Annotated in this window: 20 protein-coding genes and 1 tRNA gene; 12 read left to right on the top strand and 9 right to left on the bottom strand. The window is 70.8% G+C overall.

The window, feature by feature from the left end:
• Positions 1–46: 46 nt before the first annotated feature.
• Positions 47–1,198: a CAF17-like 4Fe-4S cluster assembly/insertion protein YgfZ gene (gene ygfZ, locus ACYVK7_RS04345; protein ID WP_460886454.1), complete on the bottom strand. Its 1,152-nt coding sequence runs from the start codon at positions 1,196–1,198 to the stop codon at positions 47–49.
• 54 nt (positions 1,199–1,252) lie between these two features.
• A complete protein-coding gene (locus tag ACYVK7_RS04340; protein WP_460886453.1) occupies positions 1,253–1,870 on the bottom strand; it encodes a heme-binding beta-barrel domain-containing protein in 618 nt (205 codons plus the stop codon).
• Between the two features lie 152 nt (positions 1,871–2,022).
• Between ACYVK7_RS04340 and ACYVK7_RS04335 the strand changes: the two genes are divergently transcribed.
• Positions 2,023–2,382, top strand: coding sequence for a DsrE family protein (locus tag ACYVK7_RS04335; protein ID WP_460886452.1), 360 nt, complete (start codon positions 2,023–2,025; stop codon positions 2,380–2,382).
• Between the two features lie 20 nt (positions 2,383–2,402).
• Here ACYVK7_RS04335 and ACYVK7_RS04330 read toward each other — a convergent pair whose 3' ends face one another.
• A complete protein-coding gene (locus ACYVK7_RS04330; RefSeq protein ID WP_460886451.1) occupies positions 2,403–2,843 on the bottom strand; it encodes a DUF4395 domain-containing protein in 441 nt (146 codons plus the stop codon).
• A complete protein-coding gene (locus ACYVK7_RS04325; protein ID WP_460886450.1) occupies positions 2,840–3,289 on the bottom strand; it encodes a TlpA family protein disulfide reductase in 450 nt (149 codons plus the stop codon). The genes ACYVK7_RS04330 and ACYVK7_RS04325 overlap by 4 nt, the downstream gene beginning before the upstream one ends.
• 273 nt (positions 3,290–3,562) lie before the next feature.
• Here ACYVK7_RS04325 and ACYVK7_RS04320 point away from each other — a divergent pair, with 273 nt between their 5' ends.
• On the top strand, positions 3,563–4,168 hold the full coding sequence (locus tag ACYVK7_RS04320) for a YceI family protein (RefSeq protein ID WP_460886449.1): 606 nt from the start codon (positions 3,563–3,565) through the stop codon (positions 4,166–4,168).
• A 43-nt stretch (positions 4,169–4,211) separates the two neighbouring features.
• Here ACYVK7_RS04320 and ACYVK7_RS04315 read toward each other — a convergent pair whose 3' ends face one another.
• Complete coding sequence (locus ACYVK7_RS04315) at positions 4,212–4,952, bottom strand: hypothetical protein (protein ID WP_460886448.1); 741 nt, start codon at positions 4,950–4,952, stop codon at positions 4,212–4,214.
• Positions 4,953–5,226: 274 nt separating this feature from the next.
• Here ACYVK7_RS04315 and ACYVK7_RS04310 point away from each other — a divergent pair, with 274 nt between their 5' ends.
• Entirely contained in the window at positions 5,227–6,027 is an 801-nt protein-coding gene (locus tag ACYVK7_RS04310; RefSeq protein ID WP_460886447.1) for a winged helix-turn-helix transcriptional regulator, read from the top strand.
• A gap of 78 nt (positions 6,028–6,105) precedes the next feature.
• Positions 6,106–7,062: an alpha/beta fold hydrolase gene (locus tag ACYVK7_RS04305; RefSeq protein ID WP_460886446.1), complete on the top strand. Its 957-nt coding sequence runs from the start codon at positions 6,106–6,108 to the stop codon at positions 7,060–7,062.
• 4 nt (positions 7,063–7,066) lie between these two features.
• Here the strand turns inward: ACYVK7_RS04305 and nth are convergent, their stop codons facing one another.
• Positions 7,067–7,855 carry an endonuclease III gene (gene nth, locus ACYVK7_RS04300; RefSeq protein WP_460886445.1) on the bottom strand — a complete coding sequence of 263 codons (789 nt, stop codon included), beginning with the start codon at positions 7,853–7,855 and terminating at the stop codon, positions 7,067–7,069.
• 189 nt (positions 7,856–8,044) lie between these two features.
• Here nth and ACYVK7_RS04295 point away from each other — a divergent pair, with 189 nt between their 5' ends.
• From ACYVK7_RS04295 to ACYVK7_RS04280, 4 genes are all read left to right on the top strand, one after another.
• Positions 8,045–9,577, top strand: a complete 1,533-nt coding sequence (locus tag ACYVK7_RS04295) for an MmgE/PrpD family protein (protein WP_460886444.1) — start codon at positions 8,045–8,047, stop codon at positions 9,575–9,577.
• Positions 9,577–10,482: a methylisocitrate lyase gene (gene prpB, locus ACYVK7_RS04290; protein ID WP_460886443.1), complete on the top strand. Its 906-nt coding sequence runs from the start codon at positions 9,577–9,579 to the stop codon at positions 10,480–10,482. Before ACYVK7_RS04295 ends, prpB begins: the two co-directional genes overlap by 1 nt.
• 24 nt (positions 10,483–10,506) lie before the next feature.
• On the top strand, positions 10,507–11,622 hold the full coding sequence (locus tag ACYVK7_RS04285; RefSeq protein WP_460886442.1) for a bifunctional 2-methylcitrate synthase/citrate synthase: 1,116 nt from the start codon (positions 10,507–10,509) through the stop codon (positions 11,620–11,622).
• A gap of 241 nt (positions 11,623–11,863) precedes the next feature.
• Positions 11,864–12,541: a Crp/Fnr family transcriptional regulator gene (locus ACYVK7_RS04280; RefSeq protein ID WP_119141697.1), complete on the top strand. Its 678-nt coding sequence runs from the start codon at positions 11,864–11,866 to the stop codon at positions 12,539–12,541.
• Between the two features lie 140 nt (positions 12,542–12,681).
• Here the strand turns inward: ACYVK7_RS04280 and ACYVK7_RS04275 are convergent, their stop codons facing one another.
• The gene (locus ACYVK7_RS04275; RefSeq protein ID WP_460886441.1) at positions 12,682–13,620 is read right to left on the bottom strand and encodes a metallophosphoesterase; all 939 of its coding nucleotides are present in this window, start codon (positions 13,618–13,620) and stop codon (positions 12,682–12,684) included.
• 5 nt (positions 13,621–13,625) lie between these two features.
• Positions 13,626–16,025, bottom strand: a complete 2,400-nt coding sequence (locus ACYVK7_RS04270) for a transglycosylase domain-containing protein (protein ID WP_460886440.1) — start codon at positions 16,023–16,025, stop codon at positions 13,626–13,628.
• A gap of 108 nt (positions 16,026–16,133) precedes the next feature.
• On the opposite strand from ACYVK7_RS04270, the gene ACYVK7_RS04265 reads away from it, so the two are divergent.
• From ACYVK7_RS04265 to ACYVK7_RS04250, 4 genes are all read left to right on the top strand, one after another.
• A complete protein-coding gene (locus ACYVK7_RS04265) occupies positions 16,134–16,301 on the top strand; it encodes a DUF4177 domain-containing protein (RefSeq protein WP_020017885.1) in 168 nt (55 codons plus the stop codon).
• Positions 16,298–16,765, top strand: coding sequence for a RidA family protein (locus ACYVK7_RS04260; RefSeq protein WP_460886439.1), 468 nt, complete (start codon positions 16,298–16,300; stop codon positions 16,763–16,765). Before ACYVK7_RS04265 ends, ACYVK7_RS04260 begins: the two co-directional genes overlap by 4 nt.
• A 132-nt stretch (positions 16,766–16,897) precedes the next feature.
• Positions 16,898–16,974 (top strand) — tRNA-Pro (locus ACYVK7_RS04255).
• A 167-nt stretch (positions 16,975–17,141) separates the two neighbouring features.
• Positions 17,142–18,377 carry an NAD(P)/FAD-dependent oxidoreductase gene (locus ACYVK7_RS04250; RefSeq protein ID WP_460886438.1) on the top strand — a complete coding sequence of 412 codons (1,236 nt, stop codon included), beginning with the start codon at positions 17,142–17,144 and terminating at the stop codon, positions 18,375–18,377.
• A gap of 6 nt (positions 18,378–18,383) precedes the next feature.
• Here ACYVK7_RS04250 and ACYVK7_RS04245 read toward each other — a convergent pair whose 3' ends face one another.
• The gene (locus tag ACYVK7_RS04245; RefSeq protein WP_460886437.1) at positions 18,384–20,408 is read right to left on the bottom strand and encodes a hypothetical protein; all 2,025 of its coding nucleotides are present in this window, start codon (positions 20,406–20,408) and stop codon (positions 18,384–18,386) included.
• Positions 20,409–20,469 lie beyond the last annotated feature (61 nt).

The following is a 20,469-nucleotide window of genomic DNA, read 5'->3' as shown; positions in this document are numbered from 1 at the left end:
CCTCGCACCCGACGCGCCGCACGGGCCGCGGCGCGTCAGGGACGGGTCAGATCAGGCTGCCCGGTCCGCGCAGCCCGCGGGTCAGCGGGCCGTGCGCCTCGGGACGGTCGACCGACACGCCATCGCCGGGAACCACGGTCTCCTGGGCCGCGGACACCTCGATCACCTGGCCGGAGATCTCGCCGGACACCATGAGCTCGGCGTCCTCCGGCACGTTCCGCTTGAGCACCGCGAGGCCGATGGGCCCCAGCTCGTGGTGGCGGGCCATCGACGTGAGCGTGCCGACGACCTTGCCGGCCCCGCCGTCCGACGCCGGGAGGCGCACCTCCGCGCCGGGCTCGGGCAGCAGGTGCTGCGACCCGTCCAGGTGCAGCATGACCAGCCGGCGGGGCGGGCGGCCGAGGTTGTGCACGCGCGCGACCGTCTCCTGGCCCCGGTAACAGCCCTTGTTGATGTGTACGGCGGTGCGCAGCCAGTCGAGCTCGTGCGGGATGGTGCGGCCGTCGACCTCGCGCGCGTAGCGCGGACGCCAGGCCTCGACGCGGAGCGCCTCCGTGGCCCAGGTGCCGGCGAGCGGCCAGCCGGCCGCCTCGCGTGCGGCGACCTCGGCCTCCAGGTCGGCGCGGGGCACCAGCACGAGCCGCCAGGGGCGCTGCGCCCCGGGGTGCTCGGACTCGGGCGGACCGTAGCGCGTACCGCCGCCGACCACGTGGGGCCAGGTGTCGTGCCACGTCACCGGCTCGTCCTCGATGCCGTCCGCCGCGACGGGCTCCCCGATCGCCGCCCACTGGTCGGTGGCGTCCGTGACCTCGACACGGAGCGTGAACCGCATGCGGTCGAGCCAGCCGGCCAGGCCGGGCGCCGACTCGCGCTCGGTGATCAGCCACGTGGCCTCGCCGTCGTCCACCACGCCCGCGGCGTGCTCGATGTGACCCTGCGGCGACAGGACGAGCAGCTCGGTGCTCGTCCGCGGCGCCAGGTCGTCCAGCTGCTGCGAGGTGATCGAGTGCAGCCAGGTCAGCCGGTCGGGCCCGGCCACCCGGACGATCCCCAGGTGCGACTGGTCGACCACGGCGCCGCCGCGCGACAGCGCGCGCTGCTCCGCGGTCGGGTCGCCGTAGTGCCAGGCGATGCCGGCGTCAGGGCCTGCGGCGGCGACCGCGCCGTGGCGGCTCAACAGGGGGCTCACGTAATCCATGCTCACCTCAGGTGCAGCGTCGGGAACGTGCGGGGCATTCCCCCGCCGGTACGTCTACTGCCGGTCCAGTTCCGCCGACGCGTACGAGCGCAGTGGTTCGCCGAACGCGGCGAGCTCCTCCACCCACAGCAGACGGCTCTCCACCAGCCCGTACAGCCGCTTCGAGGCCCGCACCTCGGACGCCGTCGACGTCCGCGCGATCGCGTCCGACGCCAGGTCGATCCGCCCGTTGCCCGCGGCGCCGAGGTAGACGGTGATGCGCCCGGAGGCATCGGCCACGAGCACCTCGAGCGCGTGCTTGTCGTCGTCCATGCCCTCGGGGCGGTCGGTCGAGACGCGCCAGTAGCCCGTCTCGGTGGACCAGACCGTCCCGGCGGTCGCGACGTCGGCGGACGCGCCGGCCTCCGGCACCTCGGCCTCGGTCGGGTCGGGCACCGGGTCAGGCCACTCGCCGTCGCGGGGCAGCTCGTCGGGGACGGCGCCGTCCAGCACCCGCAGCGTGGACTCGAACCGCAGGTAGGGCCCGCCGTCGTGGTCGAAGACCAGGTCCTGCACGAACGCCTTCTTGCCGATGCCCGGATACTCGATCACGCCTTCGCCGCGCCAGCGGCCCACCAGCCAGGCCAGCGGGAACACCTCGGGCGAGAGTCCGTCGGGGAACGCGAACGCCATCAGCGCTGGCCGGCGTACAGCTTGTAGACGACGTAGCCGGCGAACCAGGTGACGGCGACGGCGACGGCCACGATGAGGCCGGTGAAGATGAGCTCAAGGGCATGGATCGACATGGTGTCGATCCTAACCGTCCAGCGCCTACAGTCAGCGGCATGCGCCAGCTCGTGATCAAGACCACTGCAGGCCTGGACCGGCCGGAGGCCACCAACCAGGCATTCACCGTCGCCGCCGCCGCCGTCGCGTCCGGGGCCGAGGTGAGCCTCTGGCTCACCGGGGAGTCGGCCTGGTTCGCTCTGCCGGGCCGCGCCGCCGGCCTCGCCCTCGAGCACGCGACACCGCTGCCCGACCTCCTGGAGGCCGTCCTGGCCGCGGGAACGGTGACGCTCTGCACCCAGTGCGCGGCGCGCCGGGGCATCACCGAGACGGACGTGCTGCCGGGCGTCCGGATCGCGGGCTCAGCACTGTTCACCGAGGAGATCCTGCGGGACGGGGCCCAGGCGCTGGTCTACTGAGCACCCGTCCCGGCACGTGCTCAGGCGCGGACCAGGCCCGCCCGGCGCATCAGCAGGTACATCTCGCAGCCGAGGCAGAGCCCGACGACGGCGTTGAGTGCCGCGGCGACGAACGCCACACCCGCCGCGATCGGCACCGCCGGAAGCAGGCCGAGGAATCCGAGCAGCACGCCCACCGCGGTGACGAACAGGCCGACACCCTGCGCGAAGCGCGGGGGGCGCCGATCCTCCAGCTCACCGGGCGGCCCGAGGCGCGGGCGCACGAACCTCTTGAACAGCATGCCCTGCCACGAGCCCTCGGCACCGCGCAGCGTGCCGAGCAGGAAGCTCAGCATGATGAACGTCAGCAGCCATAGGCCGGCAGTGCTCGCGCCCAGCAGCACGACGGCGGCCAGCAGCACCGCCGTGATGCTCGCCCCCACCCGCGGCCCGCGCGGGTCGATCCCCTTGCTCACGCTCATGACTGCCCTTCCCCGTCCGCTTCGGCCATCGCAGTGGAGACCCTGTTCAGTGCCTGGCGCGCCTGGGTGTCGGACACGACACCGCTCATGCGCGCGACCTCGCGCCCGCCGCCGTCGACCACGAGCACGGTGGGGGTGCGGAGCACACCCAGGCTGCGCACGAGGTCGAGGTGGTCGTCGACGAGGAGCTCACGGTGCCCGACGTCGGCGTCCGACCTGGTGAGCCCCCCGAGCACGCGGGACGTGGACCGGCACGCGGCACACACCTCCGCCGAGAACTGCACGAAGGTCACCCGGTCCGCGAGTGCGATACCCGAGGACGCCCAGTCGATCCCGACGGGCGTCTCCCTGGGTGCGCGCACGGCGCCCTGGCGTGCTGACCACCACACTCCGAGCGCAGCAGTACCCAGCACGAGCACGACCAGCGCTATCACCTGTCCCAGCATTTAACCCACGATGCCGTGAGTTGCTCGTCCAGACAAGTCCTCACCTGCAATGACACCTGTCACACTGCAGGGTTCGGCCCTTCTCGCGGGGTCGGACACATGCTTACCTTGGCTGGACACCGGCCCTCGGCAGTATTTCTCGTGCCGAAATGCCGACCAACCGATGCCGCTTCCGATGGTAACGTGCATGCATCCGCATATATGGGAGAAATTGCTAAGATGGAAGTTTTGCCAACTCGCACCTGGAATGGAATTACCATTCCAGCGGCCGGTGTGTACCAGCTCGACCAGAACCACAAACGGCTCGGCTTTCTCGCCATGCACATGATGGTGAGCCCGGTACGTGGTGAGTTCGCCGAGGGCGAGGCGTCCGTCGTCGTAGCCGAGGATCCCCTGACCTCACGCGTCACCTGCACCATCCGGACGGCGTCGATCGACACGCACGTGCCCGACCGCGACACCCACCTGTCCGGCCCGGACTTCCTGGACGCGGAGAACCACCCCACCATCGAGTTCCGCAGCACCGGATTCCGGATGCAGACCCAGGTGGACCCGATCTTCTCCTGGGCACGGCTCAAGGCGGGCACCGCGGGCCGGCGTCCGCACGACCCGATGCAGCCCGACGGCTCCTTCACCAAGTTCGTCATGGACGGCCTGCTCACGGTCCGAGGCGTCACGCGTCCCGTGTCGCTCGACTGCGAGTTCGGCGGCGTGGGGCACGACCCCTACGGCCAGAACATCTTCGGCTTCCACGGCAGCTGCGACATCGACCGCGAGGAGTGGGGGCTCCTGTGGAACGTCGCCCTCGAGGCCGGCGGCGTCCTGGTCGCCAAGAAGGTCCGCATCGAGATCGCCGGCGAGATGATCCGGCAGTCCTGAGCCACCCGACGGCGTAGCGGTCGCGCCGGCCGGGCGGGTCGCGTCAGAGGATGACCATCCGGCCCACCACGAACACGAAGATGCCGCACACCGCGACGGGCAGCGCGCTCGCCGCGAGCCCCGCCAGCCGGGCACCCCGCGCGGGCAGCCTCTCCAGCAGCAGGTGCAGCGCCCCCACCACGACTCCCGAGACCAGCCCGCACCAGAGGCCGCTCACGGTGTCGATGTTCAGCAGCAAGGTACCGGCCGCGCCGCCCACCACGACGGCGGCGACCGCCGAGATCCCGAGCGCCACCCAGCCACGCACCGGCAGGGCGGACACGGCCGCCGCGACGGCCAGCGCCACCGAGCTCGTCACGACCAGATCGGCTCCGGCGTCGGACCGCGCGGCGGCGATCCAGCCGGACGCCGCGACGGCGGCGACCACACCTGCCACCGTGCCCGACACGGACTCCGTGAGCTGAGGCCGTCCGTCACGGCGCAGCATCTGCGCGATGAACGCGAGCACGATCGCACCGGCCAGGACGGTCGGCAGGTTCCGCAGCACCGGCTCACCCTGGGTCAGATAGGTGACGGCCGCCCCGCCGACGCCGCAGAGCGCGACGACCAGGCGGGTGCTCCCGGACGCGGGCAGCCGGAGCAGCGACGGCCAGCCCAGCGCGACGAGAACCACCAGGACCACGACCGCCGCCACGAGGGGCAACGGCCGGGGCTGGACGTAGGACGCTGCGGCGACGAGGGCTGCGAGCGCAGCGGTCGTCACGGCGCGGGTGGAGACGGACACACCCAGAGTTTTCCAGAGTCTGGCCGCGTTGCCTCAATCGCGGCGGCGCGGGCGTCCGCGAGGGCTCCGATGGAGACGCGCGACACTCGCGTCATGGGCACGTCACGGGCCCTGACCAGCATGGTGGCCCCTTGGAAAAGGGCGTGTAACATGCACGCAACAAGCAACAGGGCAGACTTCCGCAGAGCCAGTTGGACGCGACGGGACGTCTCGCTACAGCGAGACCCGAGCCAGGGACGGTTGCAAGACGCCGGTTCCGAGAGGAGGTGCGTCAATGGCAGAGCTGTTGATCCTCACGCCCGCCACCGGCGGGTCTGCCGAGGTACTGCCCGCGCTGGGACTGCTGTCCCACCGGGTGCGTGTGCTGCCCATGGAACCCTCGGCGCTCGTGGACGCCCCGGACGCGGACGTCGTCCTGCTGGACGCCCGGCGCGATCTGGTCGCCGCCCGCACCACGTGCCGGCTGCTGCACGCCACCGGGCTGACGGTGCCGCTCGTGCTGATCCTCACCGAGGGCGGCCTCACGGTCGTGACCCACGAGTGGGGGGCCGATGACCTGCTCCTGGAGTCCGCGTCGCCGGCTGAGGTCGAGGCCCGCCTCCGCCTGGTGGTCGAACGCTCGGCACGCGGCCCGGCCGAGGACTCGCAGCAGGAGATCTCCGCGGGCGAGCTCGCCATCGACGCCGGCGGGTACACCGCCCGGCTGCGTGGACGCCCCATCGACCTCACCTACAAGGAGTTCGAGCTCCTCAAGTACCTCGTGCAGCACCCCGGCCGGGTGTTCACGCGCGCGCAGCTGCTGCAGGAGGTCTGGGGGTACGACTACTACGGGGGCACACGGACCGTCGACGTCCACGTGCGGCGGCTGCGCGCCAAGCTCGGCCCCGAGCACGAGCAGCTCATCGGCACGGTGCGCAACGTCGGCTACCGGTTCGACCCGCCCAAGGAGCAGCGCCCCGCGGAGGAGCCCCCCGCGGCGGCAGGCCTTCCGGGCGACTCCTCGCCGGGCACCCCGGCCGGCGGAGTCGACACGACGGGCTCCCCGGCGTCGGACACGGCCTCGAGAGGCCACTGAGAACCGGCTCCGCCAGATCACCCTCGGCCCTGCCCGAAGCATCGCGCAGACCCGGCAGCGAGCGCGTAGGTTCGTGTCGTGACCGCACTCTCGGCCCGACCGGCCGTCCGCACGGCAGCCACCAGCGACTACACGTGTGCCCTGGTCGAGGGCCCGTGGCGGCACGAGTTCGTCTCCTCGGGCGGCTCACGCTTCCACGTGGCGGTAGCGGGCAGCGAGGGCCGCTCCGCTCCGCTGGTCCTCCTGCTGCACGGCTACCCGGAGTTCTGGTGGGCGTGGCGGGCACAGATCCCGGCCCTGGCCGACGCCGGCTACCGCGTCGCCGCGATGGACGTGCGCGGGGTCGGCGGGTCGGACAAGCCGCCGTCGGGCTACGGGGTGCCGGCTCGGGCGGCCGACGTCGCCGGTGTCGTGCGCTCGCTGGGCCGCGACCGTGCGGTGATGGTGGGGCACGGCACGGGCGGCACTCTCGCCTGGGCCCTGGGTGCGCTGCACCCTGGTACGACGGTTGCGGTCGGCGCGCTGGCCAGCCCGCATCCTGCCCGGGTGCGCCTGAGCGGCCGGGCCGCCTTCACGTCGGCGGCCCTGCGCGAGCTCGCGTACCTGCAGATCCCCACCCTGCCCGAGCGGGCGCTCGCCCACGGCGACCTGGTGGAACGCACGCTGGCACTGGGGGCGGCCGCTCCCCTGCCCGACGACGTCGTCGAGCTGTACCGGACCGCGATGCGCATCCCGTTCGCCGCGCACTCCGCCGCCGAGGCCTTGCGCTGGGCAGTGCGGTCCACGCCGCGGATGGACGGGCGCCGGTTCGGTGCCGCGCTGCGCCGTCCGCTCACCGTTCCCGCGCTTCAGGTGCAGGGAGGCCGGGACGGCATCGTGCGCCCCGAACGGGCGGACCTCGACGCCGTGTCGCTGGCGCCGGACCTGCGCTACGAGCTGATCCAGGACGCCGGCCACTTTCTGCCGGAGGAGGCGCCGGACCAGGTCAACGAGCTCCTGCTGGACTGGCTCGCCCGGGTGAGCCCCACGAGGTAGGGCTCTACTTGAGAGGCAGGCCCGCCGACTCCGAACGGTCCGGCGCCGGCCGCACCAGCTTCGCCGCCTTGTCGGGGTCGGTCTCGCCGGTCCCGTAGGACGGGCAGAGGTCCGAGATGCTGCAGGCCCCGCAGGCGGGGTTGCGCGCGATGCACACCCGTCGACCGTGCCACACGAGGTGGTGGCTGAGCATGGTCCAGTCCTTCTTGGGGAACAGCTCCCCCACCTCTGTCTCGACCTTGACCGGGTCTTCCTCAGTGGTGAGACCCAGGCGGCGCACCACGCGGCCGAAGTGCGTGTCGACGGTGAGACCCGGGACGCCGAAGGCGTTGCCGAGCACCACGTTCGCCGTCTTGCGCCCGACGCCCGGCAGGGTGACCAGGTCCTTCAGGCGCCCTGGCACCTCGCCGTCGAACCGTTCGACGAGCGCCTGGCCCAGGCCGATCACGGCTCGCGCCTTGGCCCGGAAGAAGCCGAGCGGCCGCAGGATCTCCTCCAGCTCGTCCGGGTTCGCCTCCGCGTACGCCTGGGCGTCGGGATACATCACGAACAGCTCGGGCGTGGTCTGGTTGACGCGGACATCGGTGGTCTGCGCGCTGAGCACCGTCGCGATCAGCAGCTCCAGCGGCGTCGTGAAGTCCAGCTCGGCACGGGCGTCCGGATAGGTCTCCGCGAGCCGTCGGTTGACGCGCCGAGCCCGGCGTACGAGCGCGAGCCGGCTCTCCTGGGCGGTCGTGGCGGCCTTTTCGGGTTCGCGTTCCCTGACTGTGGTCACATCGGCCACACTAGCCATCCCTACTGACATTCGGCTGTCGAGCTCCGCCGCCCGGTTTGGCGCCGTGTACCTAGGACGCGGAGTATGAGAAGGTCGAGGGCGCACACGCCGTCCACAAGCCGTGCTGTCGCACCCGATGCCCTCACCCCACGGTCCGGGCAGCACCCGGACCCCACGACGGTCCACGTGAATCGAGGAAGAATCACCATGCCGTACACGCACCACCTGCGCGTCTACCCGTCCGCCGAGCCGCTGAAGCGGACCGACCAGCTCGCCTGGAAGCTCGCGGAGCTCGCGACGGACCCGGTCGAGCCCACCGCCGAGGTCACCGACATGGTGATCAACCGCGTGATCGACAACGCCGCCGTCGCGGCGGCCAGCCTCGCCCGCGGACCGGCGGTCGCCGCACGGTCACAGGCCCAGGCGCACCCGTACACCCCCGGATCGACCGTGTTCGGTCTGGTGCCGGAGGCGACGAGCAGCCCCGAGTGGGCAGCGTGGGCGAACGGCGTCGCCGTGCGTGAGCTCGACTTCCACGACACGTTCCTCGCCGCCGAGTACTCCCACCCCGGCGACAACATCCCGCCGATCCTCGCTGTGGCGCAGCACGCCGGGTGCACCGGCCGTGACCTGGTGCGCGGCATCGTGACCGGCTACGAGATCCAGGTGGACCTGGTGCGCACGATCAGCCTGCACAAGCACAAGATCGACCACGTGGCGCACCTCGGCCCGTCGGCCGCGGCCGGCATCGGCACGCTGCTCGGCCTGGACACCGAGACGGTGTTCCAGGCGATCGGCCAGGCGCTGCACACCACCACGGCCACCCGGCAGAGCCGCAAGGGCCAGATCTCCACGTGGAAGGCGCACGCCCCGGCGTTCGCGGGCAAGCTGGCCGTCGAGGCCGTCGACCGCGCCATGCGCGGCCAGACCTCCCCCGAGCCCATCTACGAGGGCGAGGACGGCGTGGTCGCCTGGCTGCTCGACGGCCCCGACGCCGCCTACACCGTGACGCTCCCCGCGATCGGCGAGCCCCGCACCGGCATCCTCGACACGTACACCAAGGAGCACTCGGCGGAGTACCAGGCGCAGGCCATCATCGACATGGCCCGCGCGCTCGGCACCGAGCGGCCGGAGCTGCGCGACCCCGCGAACGTCGCCTCGATCGTGCTCCACACGAGCCACCACACGCACTACGTGATCGGCTCGGGCGCGAACGACCCGCAGAAGTACGACCCGACGGCGTCCCGCGAGACGCTCGACCACTCGGTGCCGTACATCTTCACGGTCGCGCTGCAGGACGGCGGCTGGCACCACGTGGACTCCTACGCCCCCGAGCGGGCCCAGCGCCCCGACACGGTCGAGCTGTGGCGCAAGATCACCACCGCCGAGGACCCGGAGTGGACGCGCCGCTACCACTCGACCGACCCGGCGGAGAAGGCGTTCGGCGGCCGCGTCGAGATCACGCTCACCTCGGGCGAGGTCGTGACCCGCGAGATCGCCGTCGCCGACGCCCACCCGCTGGGTGCCCGCCCCTTCGCCCGCGCCAACTACGTGGAGAAGTTCCGCACCCTCGCCTCGGGCATCCTGGAGGACGCCGAGATCGAGCGCTTCCTCGGCCTGGCCGAGCGCCTGCCCGAGCTCACGCCCGCCGAGGTCCGCGAGCTCACGATCGTCGCGGTGCCCGGGGTGCTGGACACCGCACCGGCCCCGACGGGGCTGTTCGAGCTGGGGCAGGCCTGATGCTCTACTCCCACCTCACCCCCGCGGCCAAGCGCCGCGCGTTCCGCGAGGCCCTCGCCGGGCCGGAGATCCTGCGGCTCCCGGGCGCGTTCAACCCGCTGAGCGCCAAGCTGATCCAGGACAAGGGGTTCGACGGCGTCTATGTCTCCGGCGCCGTGCTCTCCGCCGACCTCGGCCTGCCCGACATCGGGCTGACCACCCTCACCGAGGTGGCCGGCCGCGCAGGGCAGATCGCCCGGGTCACGGACCTGCCCGTCCTCGCCGACGCCGACACCGGGTTCGGCGAGCCCATGAACGTGGCCCGCACGGTCCAGACCATGGAGGACGCCGGCGTGGCCGGCATCCACATCGAGGACCAGGTCAACCCCAAGCGGTGCGGCCACCTGGACGGCAAGGAGGTCGTCGGGCTCGGCGACGCCGTGCGGCGCGTCCGGGCGGCCGTCGACGGCCGCCGCGACCCCGACTTCCTCATCATGGCGCGCACCGACGTGCGCGGCACGGAGCCGGGCGACCGCGGCCTCGAGCTGGCGATCGACCGCGCCAAGGCCCTGGCCGACGCCGGGGCCGACGCGATCTTCCCCGAGGCGATGAAGGACCTCTCGGAGTTCGAGGCCGTCGCCTCGGCCCTGGACGTGCCGGTGCTCGCCAACATGACCGAGTTCGGCAAGTCCGAGCTCTTCACGGCCGAGCAGCTGCACGACGCCGGGGCGCGGCTCGTGATCTACCCCGTGACGCTGCTGCGGATCGCGATGGGTGCCGCGGAACGCGCGCTGGACGAGATCTCGGCGTCGGGCACCCAGGACGCTCTGGTGCCGCAGATGCAGACCCGTGCGCGGCTCTACGAGCTCACCGACTACGCGGCCTACAACCACTTCGACAGCAACGTCTTCACCTACAAGCCCTGACCTGGTCAACACGAAGGAGTGCGCATGAGCGAGACCACGGAGATCCGAAAGGGTCTGGCCGGTGTCGTCGCCGACACGTCGGCGATCTCGAAGGTCAACCCCGAGACCAACTCGCTGCTGTACCGGGGCTATCCCGTGCAGGAGCTGGCGGCCAGGAAGTCGTTCGAGGAGGTCGCCTTCCTGCTCTGGCACGGCGAGCTGCCGACCTCCGCACAGCTCACCGAGCAGACGGCGATCGAGCGCGTGCACCGCGAGCTGCCGGACAACGTCCGCGACGCGATCCTCGAGCTGCCCACCGACTGCCACCCCATGGACGTGTGCCGCACCGCGGTCTCGATCCTGGGTGCCCACGACCCGCAGGCCGAGGACTCGTCGCCCGAGGCGGAGCTCGCCAAGGCGCTGCGGCTGTGGGCGGTCCTGCCCGCCGTCGTCGCCCTGGACCAGCGCCGTCGGCGCGGGCAGGAGCTCGTGCACCCGCGCGAGGACCTCGGCTACTCGGCGAACTTCCTGTGGATGACGTTCGGTGAGGAGGCGGAGCCGGCCGTCGTGCAGGCCTTCGAGGCGTCGATGGTGCTCTACGCGGAGCACTCGTTCAACGCGTCCACGTTCACCGCGCGCGTCATCACCTCCACGCTCGCCGACCTGCACTCGGCCGTGACGGGCGCCATCGGCGCGCTCAAGGGCGCGCTGCACGGCGGAGCGAACGAGGCCGTGCAGGCCACGTTCGAGGAGATCGGCTCGGCCGACAAGGCGGAGGCCTGGCTCGAGGACGCGCTGACCAGCAAGAAGAAGATCATGGGGTTCGGCCACCGGGTCTACAAGAACGGCGACTCGCGCGTGCCGACCATGCGGGCCGTGCTCGGCGACCTCGCGGAGCACTACGGCCGGACCGACGTGCTCGACCTGTACGACACGCTCGAGAACGCCATGGTCAGCCGCAAGAGCATCAAGCCGAACCTCGACTATCCGGCGGGCCCCGCCTATCACCTGATCGGGTTCGACACGAACATCTTCACCCCGCTGTTCGTGGCCTCCCGGATCACGGGCTGGACCGCGCACATCATGGAGCAGCGCGCCGCGAACGCGCTGATCCGGCCGGTGTGCGAGTACGTGGGTCCGGAGCAGCGCGAGGTGCCCTGAGCGGCACGCAGGACGCCCGTTCCGGACTCCCAGGTGACACCCCTAGGATTCATGGACGGGCGTCCTACTTCGGACCAAGCAAAGCCGACATCCCGCCCTGAGGCGGACGATCGCGTTGGACTGCACGCCACGCGGACGCCACGAGAGACACCGATAACCCGGCAATCTCGTGACATTGAGGCAGACTGAGAGGTGGAAAAGACTGATGGACGAAAGTCCCCGACACGTGAGGACACCACTGGTGGACGACGAAGTCGTACTCTCTGCCCCCCTCTTCGCGGACATGGAAGGCGAGGAGACCCGCGCGCTCTTCGAGTCCATGGTGCCCGTGGAGCTGGTCCGGGGTGACGTGCTCTTCCGCGAGGGCGAGCCGGGCGACCGGCTCTACGTCATCGCGCAGGGCAAGATCAAGCTGGGTCGCCGGTCGAGCGACGGGCGCGAGAACCTGCTGTCGATCCTGGGCCCCGGTGAGATGTTCGGTGAGCTCTCCCTGTTCGACCCGGGCCCCCGCACAGCCTCGGCCTCGTCCGTGTCGGACTCCGTGGTCTACGAGCTGCGGCACGACTCGCTCGTGCGGTGGATCGCCGACCACCCGGGCGTCGCCACCCAGCTGCTCGGCGCGCTCGCGCGCCGCCTCCGCCGCACCAACGAGACGCTCGCGGACCTCGTGTTCTCCGACGTGCCCGGCCGCGTGGCCAAGGCCCTGCTGGACCTGTCGACCCGGTTCGGCGAGCCCAACGACGACGGCATCCGCGTGGCGCACGACCTCACGCAGGAAGAGCTGGCTCAGCTCGTCGGCGCCTCCCGCGAGACCGTGAACAAGGCTCTGGCCGACTTCGCGACCCGCGGCTGGGTGCGCCGGGAGGGCCGGGCCGTGGTGCTGCTGGACCTGGACCGCCTGGAGCGCCGGGCCCGCTGAGCCTGAGCCTGCCGGGCATCCCGGTGCGTGGTCGGTAGAAGGTCAGGTGGTCGGTACCCCGGGGTGCCGACCACCTGACCTTCTACCGACCACGCGCCAGCCGCCAGCCAGGTGCCCTGGTAGCGGTGCGCGGCTCGCTCTCAGGCGACCCGCGCCGTCAGCGTCATCAGCGTCGCCTCCGGGCGGCACGCGAAGCGCACCTGGGCGTAGGGCGACGTGCCCGCGCCCGCCGAGACGTGCAGCCACGTCGAGTCCGCACCGCCCTCGCGGTCCGGACGTGCGCCGGGCCAGCCGTGCAGCCCCGACGCGCGGACGCGGTCCAGGTCGCAGTTCGTCACGAGCGCCCCGTAGAACGGCAGGCAGAGCTGCCCGCCGTGGGTGTGGCCCGCGATGATGGCGTCGACGCCGTCGGCCTTCAGCTGGTTCAGGACGCGCTGGTACGGCGCGTGCACGACGCCGAGGCGGAGCACCGCGTCCTCCTCACCGGGCACGCGGCCCGGCTCCGGCATCATGTCGAGCTCGAGGTGCGGGTCGTCCATGCCGACCAGCCCCACGGTGCGCCCGTCGCGCAGCTCGACGAGGCCCCTGTGGTTGTCCAGGTCCACCCAGCCGGCCTCGGTGAAGGCCTTGGCGAGCGACTCCGTGGGCAGCGCCACCTTGTCCTCGCGGTCCACGCGAGCGTCCCGGAGCAGATACCGGGCCGGGTTCTTGAACGTCGGGGCGTAGTAGTCGTTCGACCCCATGACGAACGCCCCTGGGACGTCCATCAGCTGCCCCAGCACGTCGAGGAGCGGGGCCAGCGCCTGGGCGTGCCCGAAGTTGTCCCCCGTGTTGATCACCAGGTCGGGCTCCAGCGCGGCCAGCGACCGCACCCACGCCTGCTTGGTGCGCTGGCTCGGCATGAGGTGCAGGTCGGAGACGTGGAGCACCCGGACCGGCCGCTGCCCCGGAGGCAGCACCGGCACGGTCACCCGCCGTACACGGAAGAGCTTGGTCTCCACGTGCGCGTACGCCAACCCGGCGGCGGCGACGCCCCCGGCGATCCCGAGAGCCTTGCCGACGTTACCCAGGGTGCCCATACAGATCAGTCGTTCCCGTTGCCGTTGCCGTTGCCGTTGCCGTTCCCATTGCCGTTACCGCCGTTGCCACCACCGGAGTCGCCGCCCTCGGAGCCGCCCTCGTCGCCGCCGTCGCCGCCGGAATCACCGGAGTCACCGCCGCCCTCCGACTCCCCCTCGTCATCGCTGGTGGCCGGCTTCGGCGGGGCGGGCTTCTTGCCGACCAGGTTCGGGTCGGGCGCGGGGAACGACTTCACGGGCAGGTCGGCGACGGCCTGGTCCATGTAGCGACGCCAGGTCGGCGCGGCGACGGTACCGCCGTACATCGGACCGGCCTCGGGCGAGTCGGAGTACCACGTCTGAGGGGGCAGGAACACGTTCATGTGGGGGACGTCGCCGGCGGCATCGCCCACCCAGACCGAGGTGGAGAGGTTCGGCGTGTATCCCGTGAACCAGCTCTGGTACGCCATGTTGGTCGTACCGGTCTTGCCCGCTACCGGCCGTCCGTCGGAGAGGCCGGGGCTCAGCTCCCAGGCGGTGCCCCATGGGCTGGTCTTGAAGACCTGGGTCATCGCGTAGGCGACTGTGTTGGCCACCTCAGGCTCAAGCGTCTGCTTGCAGTTCGCGCCCGGCACCTTCATCTTCTTGCCGTCGGTGTCCTTGACCTCGAGGATCGCTACCGGGTCGCAGTACGTGCCGCCAGAGGCGAAGGTCGCGAACGCCGACGCCTGGTTGACCGGGGTCGAAGCCTGCGTACCGAGGGTCATCGACGCGAACACGTCGATGTCCCGCTGCTGAGGGTCGTCGATCGTGCGGAAAGTTCCGACACCGTTGTAGTCGAGACCCGACGTCATCGGGCGGAAACCGACGTCCCAGGCCGTCTTCTGCACGTTGCAGAGGTCGAGCTGCTGCGACATCCGGGCATAGACAGTGTTCAGCGACTGGAACGTGCCCTGGAGCACACTGACATTCCCACTGGCCGCTCCGTCGACGTTCGACACGTCCCAGTTCTGGTTCGTGAAGGCGTGCACGCAGCCGTCGGCCTTGAAGCTGGTCTCGTTCGCCACGAACGAGTTGGCGCTGACCGTGTCGTACAACTGCCGCCCGCTCCGCAGCCACTCGGCCAGCACGAACGGCTTGAAGTTGGAGCCGACCTGGAACCCGCGGGAGTTGCCGTGCATGTAGTCGGCCGAGTAGTTCTGCGCCGTGGTGCGTGCTGCCGATGCTGCCCTCGTGTCGTACGGGACGTTCTGCGCCATCGCCTTGATGCGCCCCGTGCCCGGCTCGACCGACGTCACCGCGGCCTCGAGCTCGTAGGCGTTGTCCGCGGGAACCGCCTCGGCGATCGTCTCCTGGGCGGCCTTCTGCATCTTCATGTCCAGCGTGGTGACGATCTTGAGGCCACCGCGGTAGAGCAGGTCCTGCCGGTCGGCCCTGGTCTTCCCGAACTCAGGGCTGGCCATGACCTCCTTGATGACGTAGTCACAGAAGAACGCGGCGCCCTTGGCGGAGTCGCACCCGACCTCGAGCGGCTGGACGTCGAGGGTGTCCTGCAGCTTGGTGTCGAACGCCTTGTCGCGCTCCTCGGTGGTGATGTAGCCGAGCTGCCACATCTTGCCGATCACCAGGTCGCGCCGCACGGACGCGTCCTCGGGGTTCTGCACCGGGTCGAACGCGTTCGGGGACTTGGTGATGCCGGCGATCGTCGCCGCCTCGACCACCGAAAGGTCCGAAGCCGACTTGTTGAAGTAGTGACGCGAAGCGGTCTCGACGCCGTACACGCTCCGGCCGAACTGCGCGATGTTGAGGTAGCCCTGCAGGATCTCGTCCTTGGACATCTGCTTCTCGATCCCGATCGCGAGCTTCGCCTCGCGGAGCTTCCGGGTGAGCGAACCCTCGCTGGCCTCGAGCACACCGAACGTGTCGCCCGACCGGTCGGCCTCTTCGATCAGCACGTTCTTCACGTACTGCTGCGTCAGGGTCGAGGCACCCTCGGTGGCGCCGCCGCCGAAGTTCTTGACCGCCGCTCGGGAGATGCCCTCGGGGTCCACGCCGCCGTGGTTGTAGAAGCGCTCGTCCTCGATGGAGATCACGGCGTTCTTCATGTGCTTCGACACCTTGTCGAGCGGCACGACGATGCGGTTCTGCGCGTAGAAGGTGGCCAGCTTCGTCTTGCCGTCGCTCGCGTAGATCTGCGACTGCTCCGACAGCGGACCCGGCACCAGCTCGTCCGGGACTTCCTCGAACACCTCGACGCCCGTGTCGACCGCGGTGTCAATACCCGAGGCCAGTGGGATCACCAGTCCGGCGGTGATCAGGCCACCGGCACCGGCGGTGAGCACGAATGCGAGAAGGAGTCCGATGAGCTGCGCGGCGGGAATGGTCCGAGTGATCCGGCGCGGCTCGTGTGGGTTCGCCTTGGCCATGGGCCCAGGTTACGGGGTGTCGCTGACAGAGCGCGCCGAAACCGGATTCGCCGGTGTGCAGGTCTCGTGCGGAATCGCCGTCGCCGATCGCGGGCTAGCATCGACGCCATGGCAACGAAGTGGGAGTACGCGACGATCCCCCTCCTCATTCACAACACCAAGGCGATCCTCGATCAGTGGGGCTCGGACGGCTGGGAGCTCGTGCAGGTGGTCCCCGGGCCCGACGGCACCGGTCTGGTCGCCTACCTGAAGCGACCCACGGGCGGTGACGCATGAGCCACGAGCAGCGCCTCGCTGAGCTGGGCATCACGCTTCCCGAGGTAGCCGCCCCGGTCGCGGCGTACGTGCCGGCGGTGCAGACCGGCCGCTACGTCTACACCTCCGGCCAGCTGCCGTTCACGGACGGCGTCCTGCCGGCCACCGGCAAGGTCGGCGACGGCGAGAACCTGATCCCCGCCGACGACGCGGCCGCCTACGCGCGCACCTGCGCCCTCAACGCGCTCGCCGCCGTCCGGTCGGTCACCGGTTCGCTGGACGCGATCTCCCGGGTCGTGAAGGTCGTCGGATTCGTCGCGAGCGACCCTGCGTTCACCGGCCAGCCCGCTGTCATCAACGGCGCCAGCACGGTACTCGGCGAGATCTTCGGCGACGCGGGCATCCATGCCCGTTCCGCCGTCGGCGTCGCCGTGCTCCCGCTCGACTCGCCGGTCGAGGTCGAGCTCGTCGTCGAGCTGGCGTAGCACGTTCGCAGCGGCCCGGAACGGACGTGACCGGACGCACTTTCGATTCGGTTTCCGTTCCGGGCCATGCGTCGGCTATTCTGAGCAGGCTTCCGCGGAAAGGCTTCGTGCCTGACGTGCGGTGGACTCCATCGGGGTGTGGCGCAGCTTGGTAGCGCGCTTCGTTCGGGACGAAGAGGTCGCAGGTTCAAATCCTGTCACCCCGACCATGGAAAAGCCCTCTGACCAGCAGAAATGTTGATCAGAGGGCTTTTTGGTGCCCAACGGGCGACGGAGGGCTGCCCGGCCAGCCCTCCGGCTGCCAACCCGCAGGCACTCGTGCCCGCCTCTCGCTCGGGTGCGAGACTGGTGCGATACCCAGCACGGGAGGCACCTGATGGATCCGTACGTCCTCGTGGGTGGCGGGCTGACCTCGGCCCGCGCCGCGGAAGCACTGCGCGCCGGCGGCTATGACGGCGACCTGGTCGTCGTCACCACCGAGCCCCATCATCCGTACGAGCGCCCGCCGCTGAGCAAGGACTACCTGCGCGGCGAGGCGGAGCGCGACGTCGTGTTCCCGCTGGACGAGGCCTGGTACCGCGACCACGACGTCGTGGTGCGCACGGGTGAGACGGTCGTCGGGCTGGACCCGTCGCGCCACGTCCTCACGCTGTCCGACGGCGAGACGCTCACCTTCGCGAAGGCGCTGCTCGCCCCGGGTTCCACGCCACGCACCCTCGACCTGCCCGGTGGCGACCTCGGCGGCGTGCACTACCTGCGCACCATCGACGACTCCGATCGCATCTCCAGCAGGTTGCTCGAGGCGGCGCTGGAGGGCATCGGCAGGGTCGTCGTGATCGGCGACGGGTGGATCGGGCTGGAGGTGGCGGCGTCGGCACGGTCGCTCGGGCTGGACGTCACGATCGTCGGCGACGGCCCGCACCCTCTCGGCCGCGTGCTCGGGATTGAGATGAGCGACTTCTTCGCCGGCGTCCACGACGAGCACGAGGTGCGTCTGATCCGGAACGCGTCGGTCGTCGCGATGAGCGGCGCCGACGGCCGCGTCACCGGCGTCGACCTGGCGGACGGCACGCACCTCGGGGCCGACGTCGTCGTGATCGGCGTGGGTGCCACACCGAATGTCGGCCTGGCAGAGGCCGCCGGCCTGGATCTCCGGCCGGCCGCACAGGGCGGCGGGATCGTCGTGGACGGGACGCTGGCGACGTCGGCCCCCGACGTCTTCGCCGGCGGTGACGTGGCCAGCATCCTCTCCCCGCACTACGGGCGCCCGCTCCGGGTGGAGCACTGGGCGGTCGCGCAGGAGACCGGGGCACACGCGGGGCGCGCCATGCTCGGAGCCACCGACCCGTACGACAAGCTCCCGTACTTCTACAGCGACCAGTACGACGTCGGCATGGAGTACACCGGCTGGGTGGACGTCCGGGCCGGGTACGACGACGTGGTGATCTCCGGCGACGCCGGCAAGCGCGAGTTCGTGGCGTTCTGGCGCGTCGACGGGCTGGTCGTGGCCGGCATGGCCGTGAACGTGTGGGAGCAGATGGAACGCGTGGAGGAACTGATCAGGTCCCGGAGGAAGGCGTCCACGGCGGAGCTGGAGGGGTTCGTGGGCTGATCCGGGTCACGGACCCGTCGAGCCGAAGCACCACTGTTCGATCGTGCCCTCGTCGGGAGCTCCCGCAAGAACCCGGAGGTTGTCGACCGTCCCGGTCCAGTCCGACCCGCCGACGACCAGGTGCCCGCCCGAGGCCACGTCGAGCGGTTCGACCGCAGCCTGTGCGACTTGTCGCGGCCGGTCCGCGCTGTCCGACCGGCAGAAGTACATCCGGACATCACCGACGTGCGGGTTACGGATCGCGGTGACCGTGTTCCATACTCCCGGTACAGGCTCGGCATCGGCATAGACGGTCGTCCGGTCCGTCCCCGAACCCGTCGCTGCGGTGAATGCCCAGCAGGTGCCGGACGTCGTCGGGCACTCCGGGTCCGTGACGGCCACGAGCTCGAAATCCGTACCCTGCGCCACGATCCGCCCAGGCCCGACGTCGCTCGGCTTGACGAGCGCCGACACCGTCACGATCCCGGTGGGGTCGACGAGCTGCCCGACGGAGGTCGCGGTGTCCCCGGAATCGCCTAGGGCCAGGCCGAAATCAGCGGGGTCGAAGTCGCCAAAGGCGCCGGGCCCCCACAGGTCGTCCCCGGACAGCCCGAGCGACGGTCCGTCGAGCTCGCCGGCCGCCGTACTACCTGTCCCCTCGTTGAACAGCCATCGGCCGACAGTGTCGGGGAATCCGACGTAGAACTCGTACGGTTCCGCGGCTGAGACGTTACCGGCACCGTCCACCGCACGAACGTTCAGCCTCGTGAAGCCCGAACGCTCGGGTACGAACTCCAGCATCTCCCCCTGCGTGATCTCCCCACGCTCCCCCGGGCTGAACTCGTAGCGGAAGGACGTGACGTCGCCGTCTGCGCTCAGCGAGAAGGCCCCTGGCACGAACGGGCCACCGGCCACAGCGCCGTGCTCGTAGGCCGCGGGGTAGCCGTCGATCGGCGCGATCGTCACCTCGCCGGGCGCCTCGACGTCGACCGAGAACTCGCAGGTCACACCCTCGCTGAGCGCACCGCTCGGCAGGATCGCCTGCGCCGACCAGGAGTAGCTGCCGCCGTGTGCCAGCCGGTCAGGCCCCACCGTGACGGTATGGCGCGTACCCGAGGCCTTTGCGGGTGTCTCGACCTGCCGGACCTGCTCACCGGTAACAAGGTCGCGGACCGTGAACAGCGCCGACATCGAGCTCGGGGACGGCTCACGCTCGTTCGAGAGCAAGGCACTCAGCGCCGGTTCCAGCACCCGCAGCGCGGGCCGGTCGGCACCTGTCACGCACGGGACCGACGACGAGTGCGTCCACGGCTCCGACACCGTGTCCGTCATGTCGAGCACCACATCGAGCGCGGCCGCTGGGCCAAAGGACGCGCGACCACATCCGCGGCAGTCCTCGTCAGCCACCTTGAGGCCGAACGCGACCGGCCGCCCGTCCCGGACCATGAGCTTCACGTGGCTGGTGACATCCACCCGGACGTCCTGGTCAGCACCGCAGGGTGCGGACGCGAGGTCAGCGGTGAGCCACCGGTACAAGCTCGTGGTGTTCCAGGTCGACGCGTCGGTCACCGCCGACGCCGGGTGGACCACGACGTTCTGCACGCCGCACTCCTGGTCCTGGACCACGTCCAGCGTGAGGTGCGCGGACCGGATCACACCGTCCTGCAGATCCGCGAGCGCGTCGGCCGACCCCAGGTCGCCGAAGTCGAACGCGACGCGCTGCACGTCGTCGGCGGCGCAGCCGATGCCGCCCTCGCCGACACACTGGCCGACGAACCGCTCGCCCTCGAAGGCGAACCCGTCGGCGTCGTCGGGCGCTCCCGAGCGGACGGCGGTCCAGGTCTCGGCGGCGGAGCTCAGCTCGACCCGCTCGGAGCCGGCTACCGACGCTGCGTCCGCATCCCCCGGTTCCACGGCGATGGCAGCCGGGGTGAACATCGCTCCCGTCAGGGCCAGCGCCGCGATGACCGCAGCGAACTGTCGTCGGATCCAGGAGTTGTCAGCCACGGACGAACCACCCACCTCGTTCAGCGCGCCCAGGATCGACGTCACCGACCTTCGTCGGACGGGTCCGCCTGGCGCCCGCTCATGGCCGCCGAGGGCGAATTGACCG

The organism is Promicromonospora xylanilytica (assembly GCF_054782895.1).
This window is presented reverse-complemented; position numbering and strand designations above follow the sequence as displayed.

Coding starts and splice junctions, on each gene's coding strand:
- ygfZ (WP_460886454.1), bottom strand. CDS start 1,198: ATGGATTACGTGAGCCCCCTGTTGAGCCGCCACGGCGCGGTCGCCGCC.
- ACYVK7_RS04340 (WP_460886453.1), bottom strand. CDS start 1,870: ATGGCGTTCGCGTTCCCCGACGGACTCTCGCCCGAGGTGTTCCCGCTG.
- ACYVK7_RS04335 (WP_460886452.1), top strand. CDS start 2,023: ATGCGCCAGCTCGTGATCAAGACCACTGCAGGCCTGGACCGGCCGGAG.
- ACYVK7_RS04330 (WP_460886451.1), bottom strand. CDS start 2,843: ATGAGCGTGAGCAAGGGGATCGACCCGCGCGGGCCGCGGGTGGGGGCG.
- ACYVK7_RS04325 (WP_460886450.1), bottom strand. CDS start 3,289: ATGCTGGGACAGGTGATAGCGCTGGTCGTGCTCGTGCTGGGTACTGCT.
- ACYVK7_RS04310 (WP_460886447.1), top strand. CDS start 5,227: ATGGCAGAGCTGTTGATCCTCACGCCCGCCACCGGCGGGTCTGCCGAG.
- nth (WP_460886445.1), bottom strand. CDS start 7,855: ATGGCTAGTGTGGCCGATGTGACCACAGTCAGGGAACGCGAACCCGAA.
- ACYVK7_RS04295 (WP_460886444.1), top strand. CDS start 8,045: ATGCCGTACACGCACCACCTGCGCGTCTACCCGTCCGCCGAGCCGCTG.
- prpB (WP_460886443.1), top strand. CDS start 9,577: ATGCTCTACTCCCACCTCACCCCCGCGGCCAAGCGCCGCGCGTTCCGC.
- ACYVK7_RS04285 (WP_460886442.1), top strand. CDS start 10,507: ATGAGCGAGACCACGGAGATCCGAAAGGGTCTGGCCGGTGTCGTCGCC.
- ACYVK7_RS04275 (WP_460886441.1), bottom strand. CDS start 13,620: ATGGGCACCCTGGGTAACGTCGGCAAGGCTCTCGGGATCGCCGGGGGC.
- ACYVK7_RS04270 (WP_460886440.1), bottom strand. CDS start 16,025: ATGGCCAAGGCGAACCCACACGAGCCGCGCCGGATCACTCGGACCATT.
- ACYVK7_RS04265 (WP_020017885.1), top strand. CDS start 16,134: ATGGCAACGAAGTGGGAGTACGCGACGATCCCCCTCCTCATTCACAAC.
- ACYVK7_RS04260 (WP_460886439.1), top strand. CDS start 16,298: ATGAGCCACGAGCAGCGCCTCGCTGAGCTGGGCATCACGCTTCCCGAG.
- ACYVK7_RS04250 (WP_460886438.1), top strand. CDS start 17,142: ATGGATCCGTACGTCCTCGTGGGTGGCGGGCTGACCTCGGCCCGCGCC.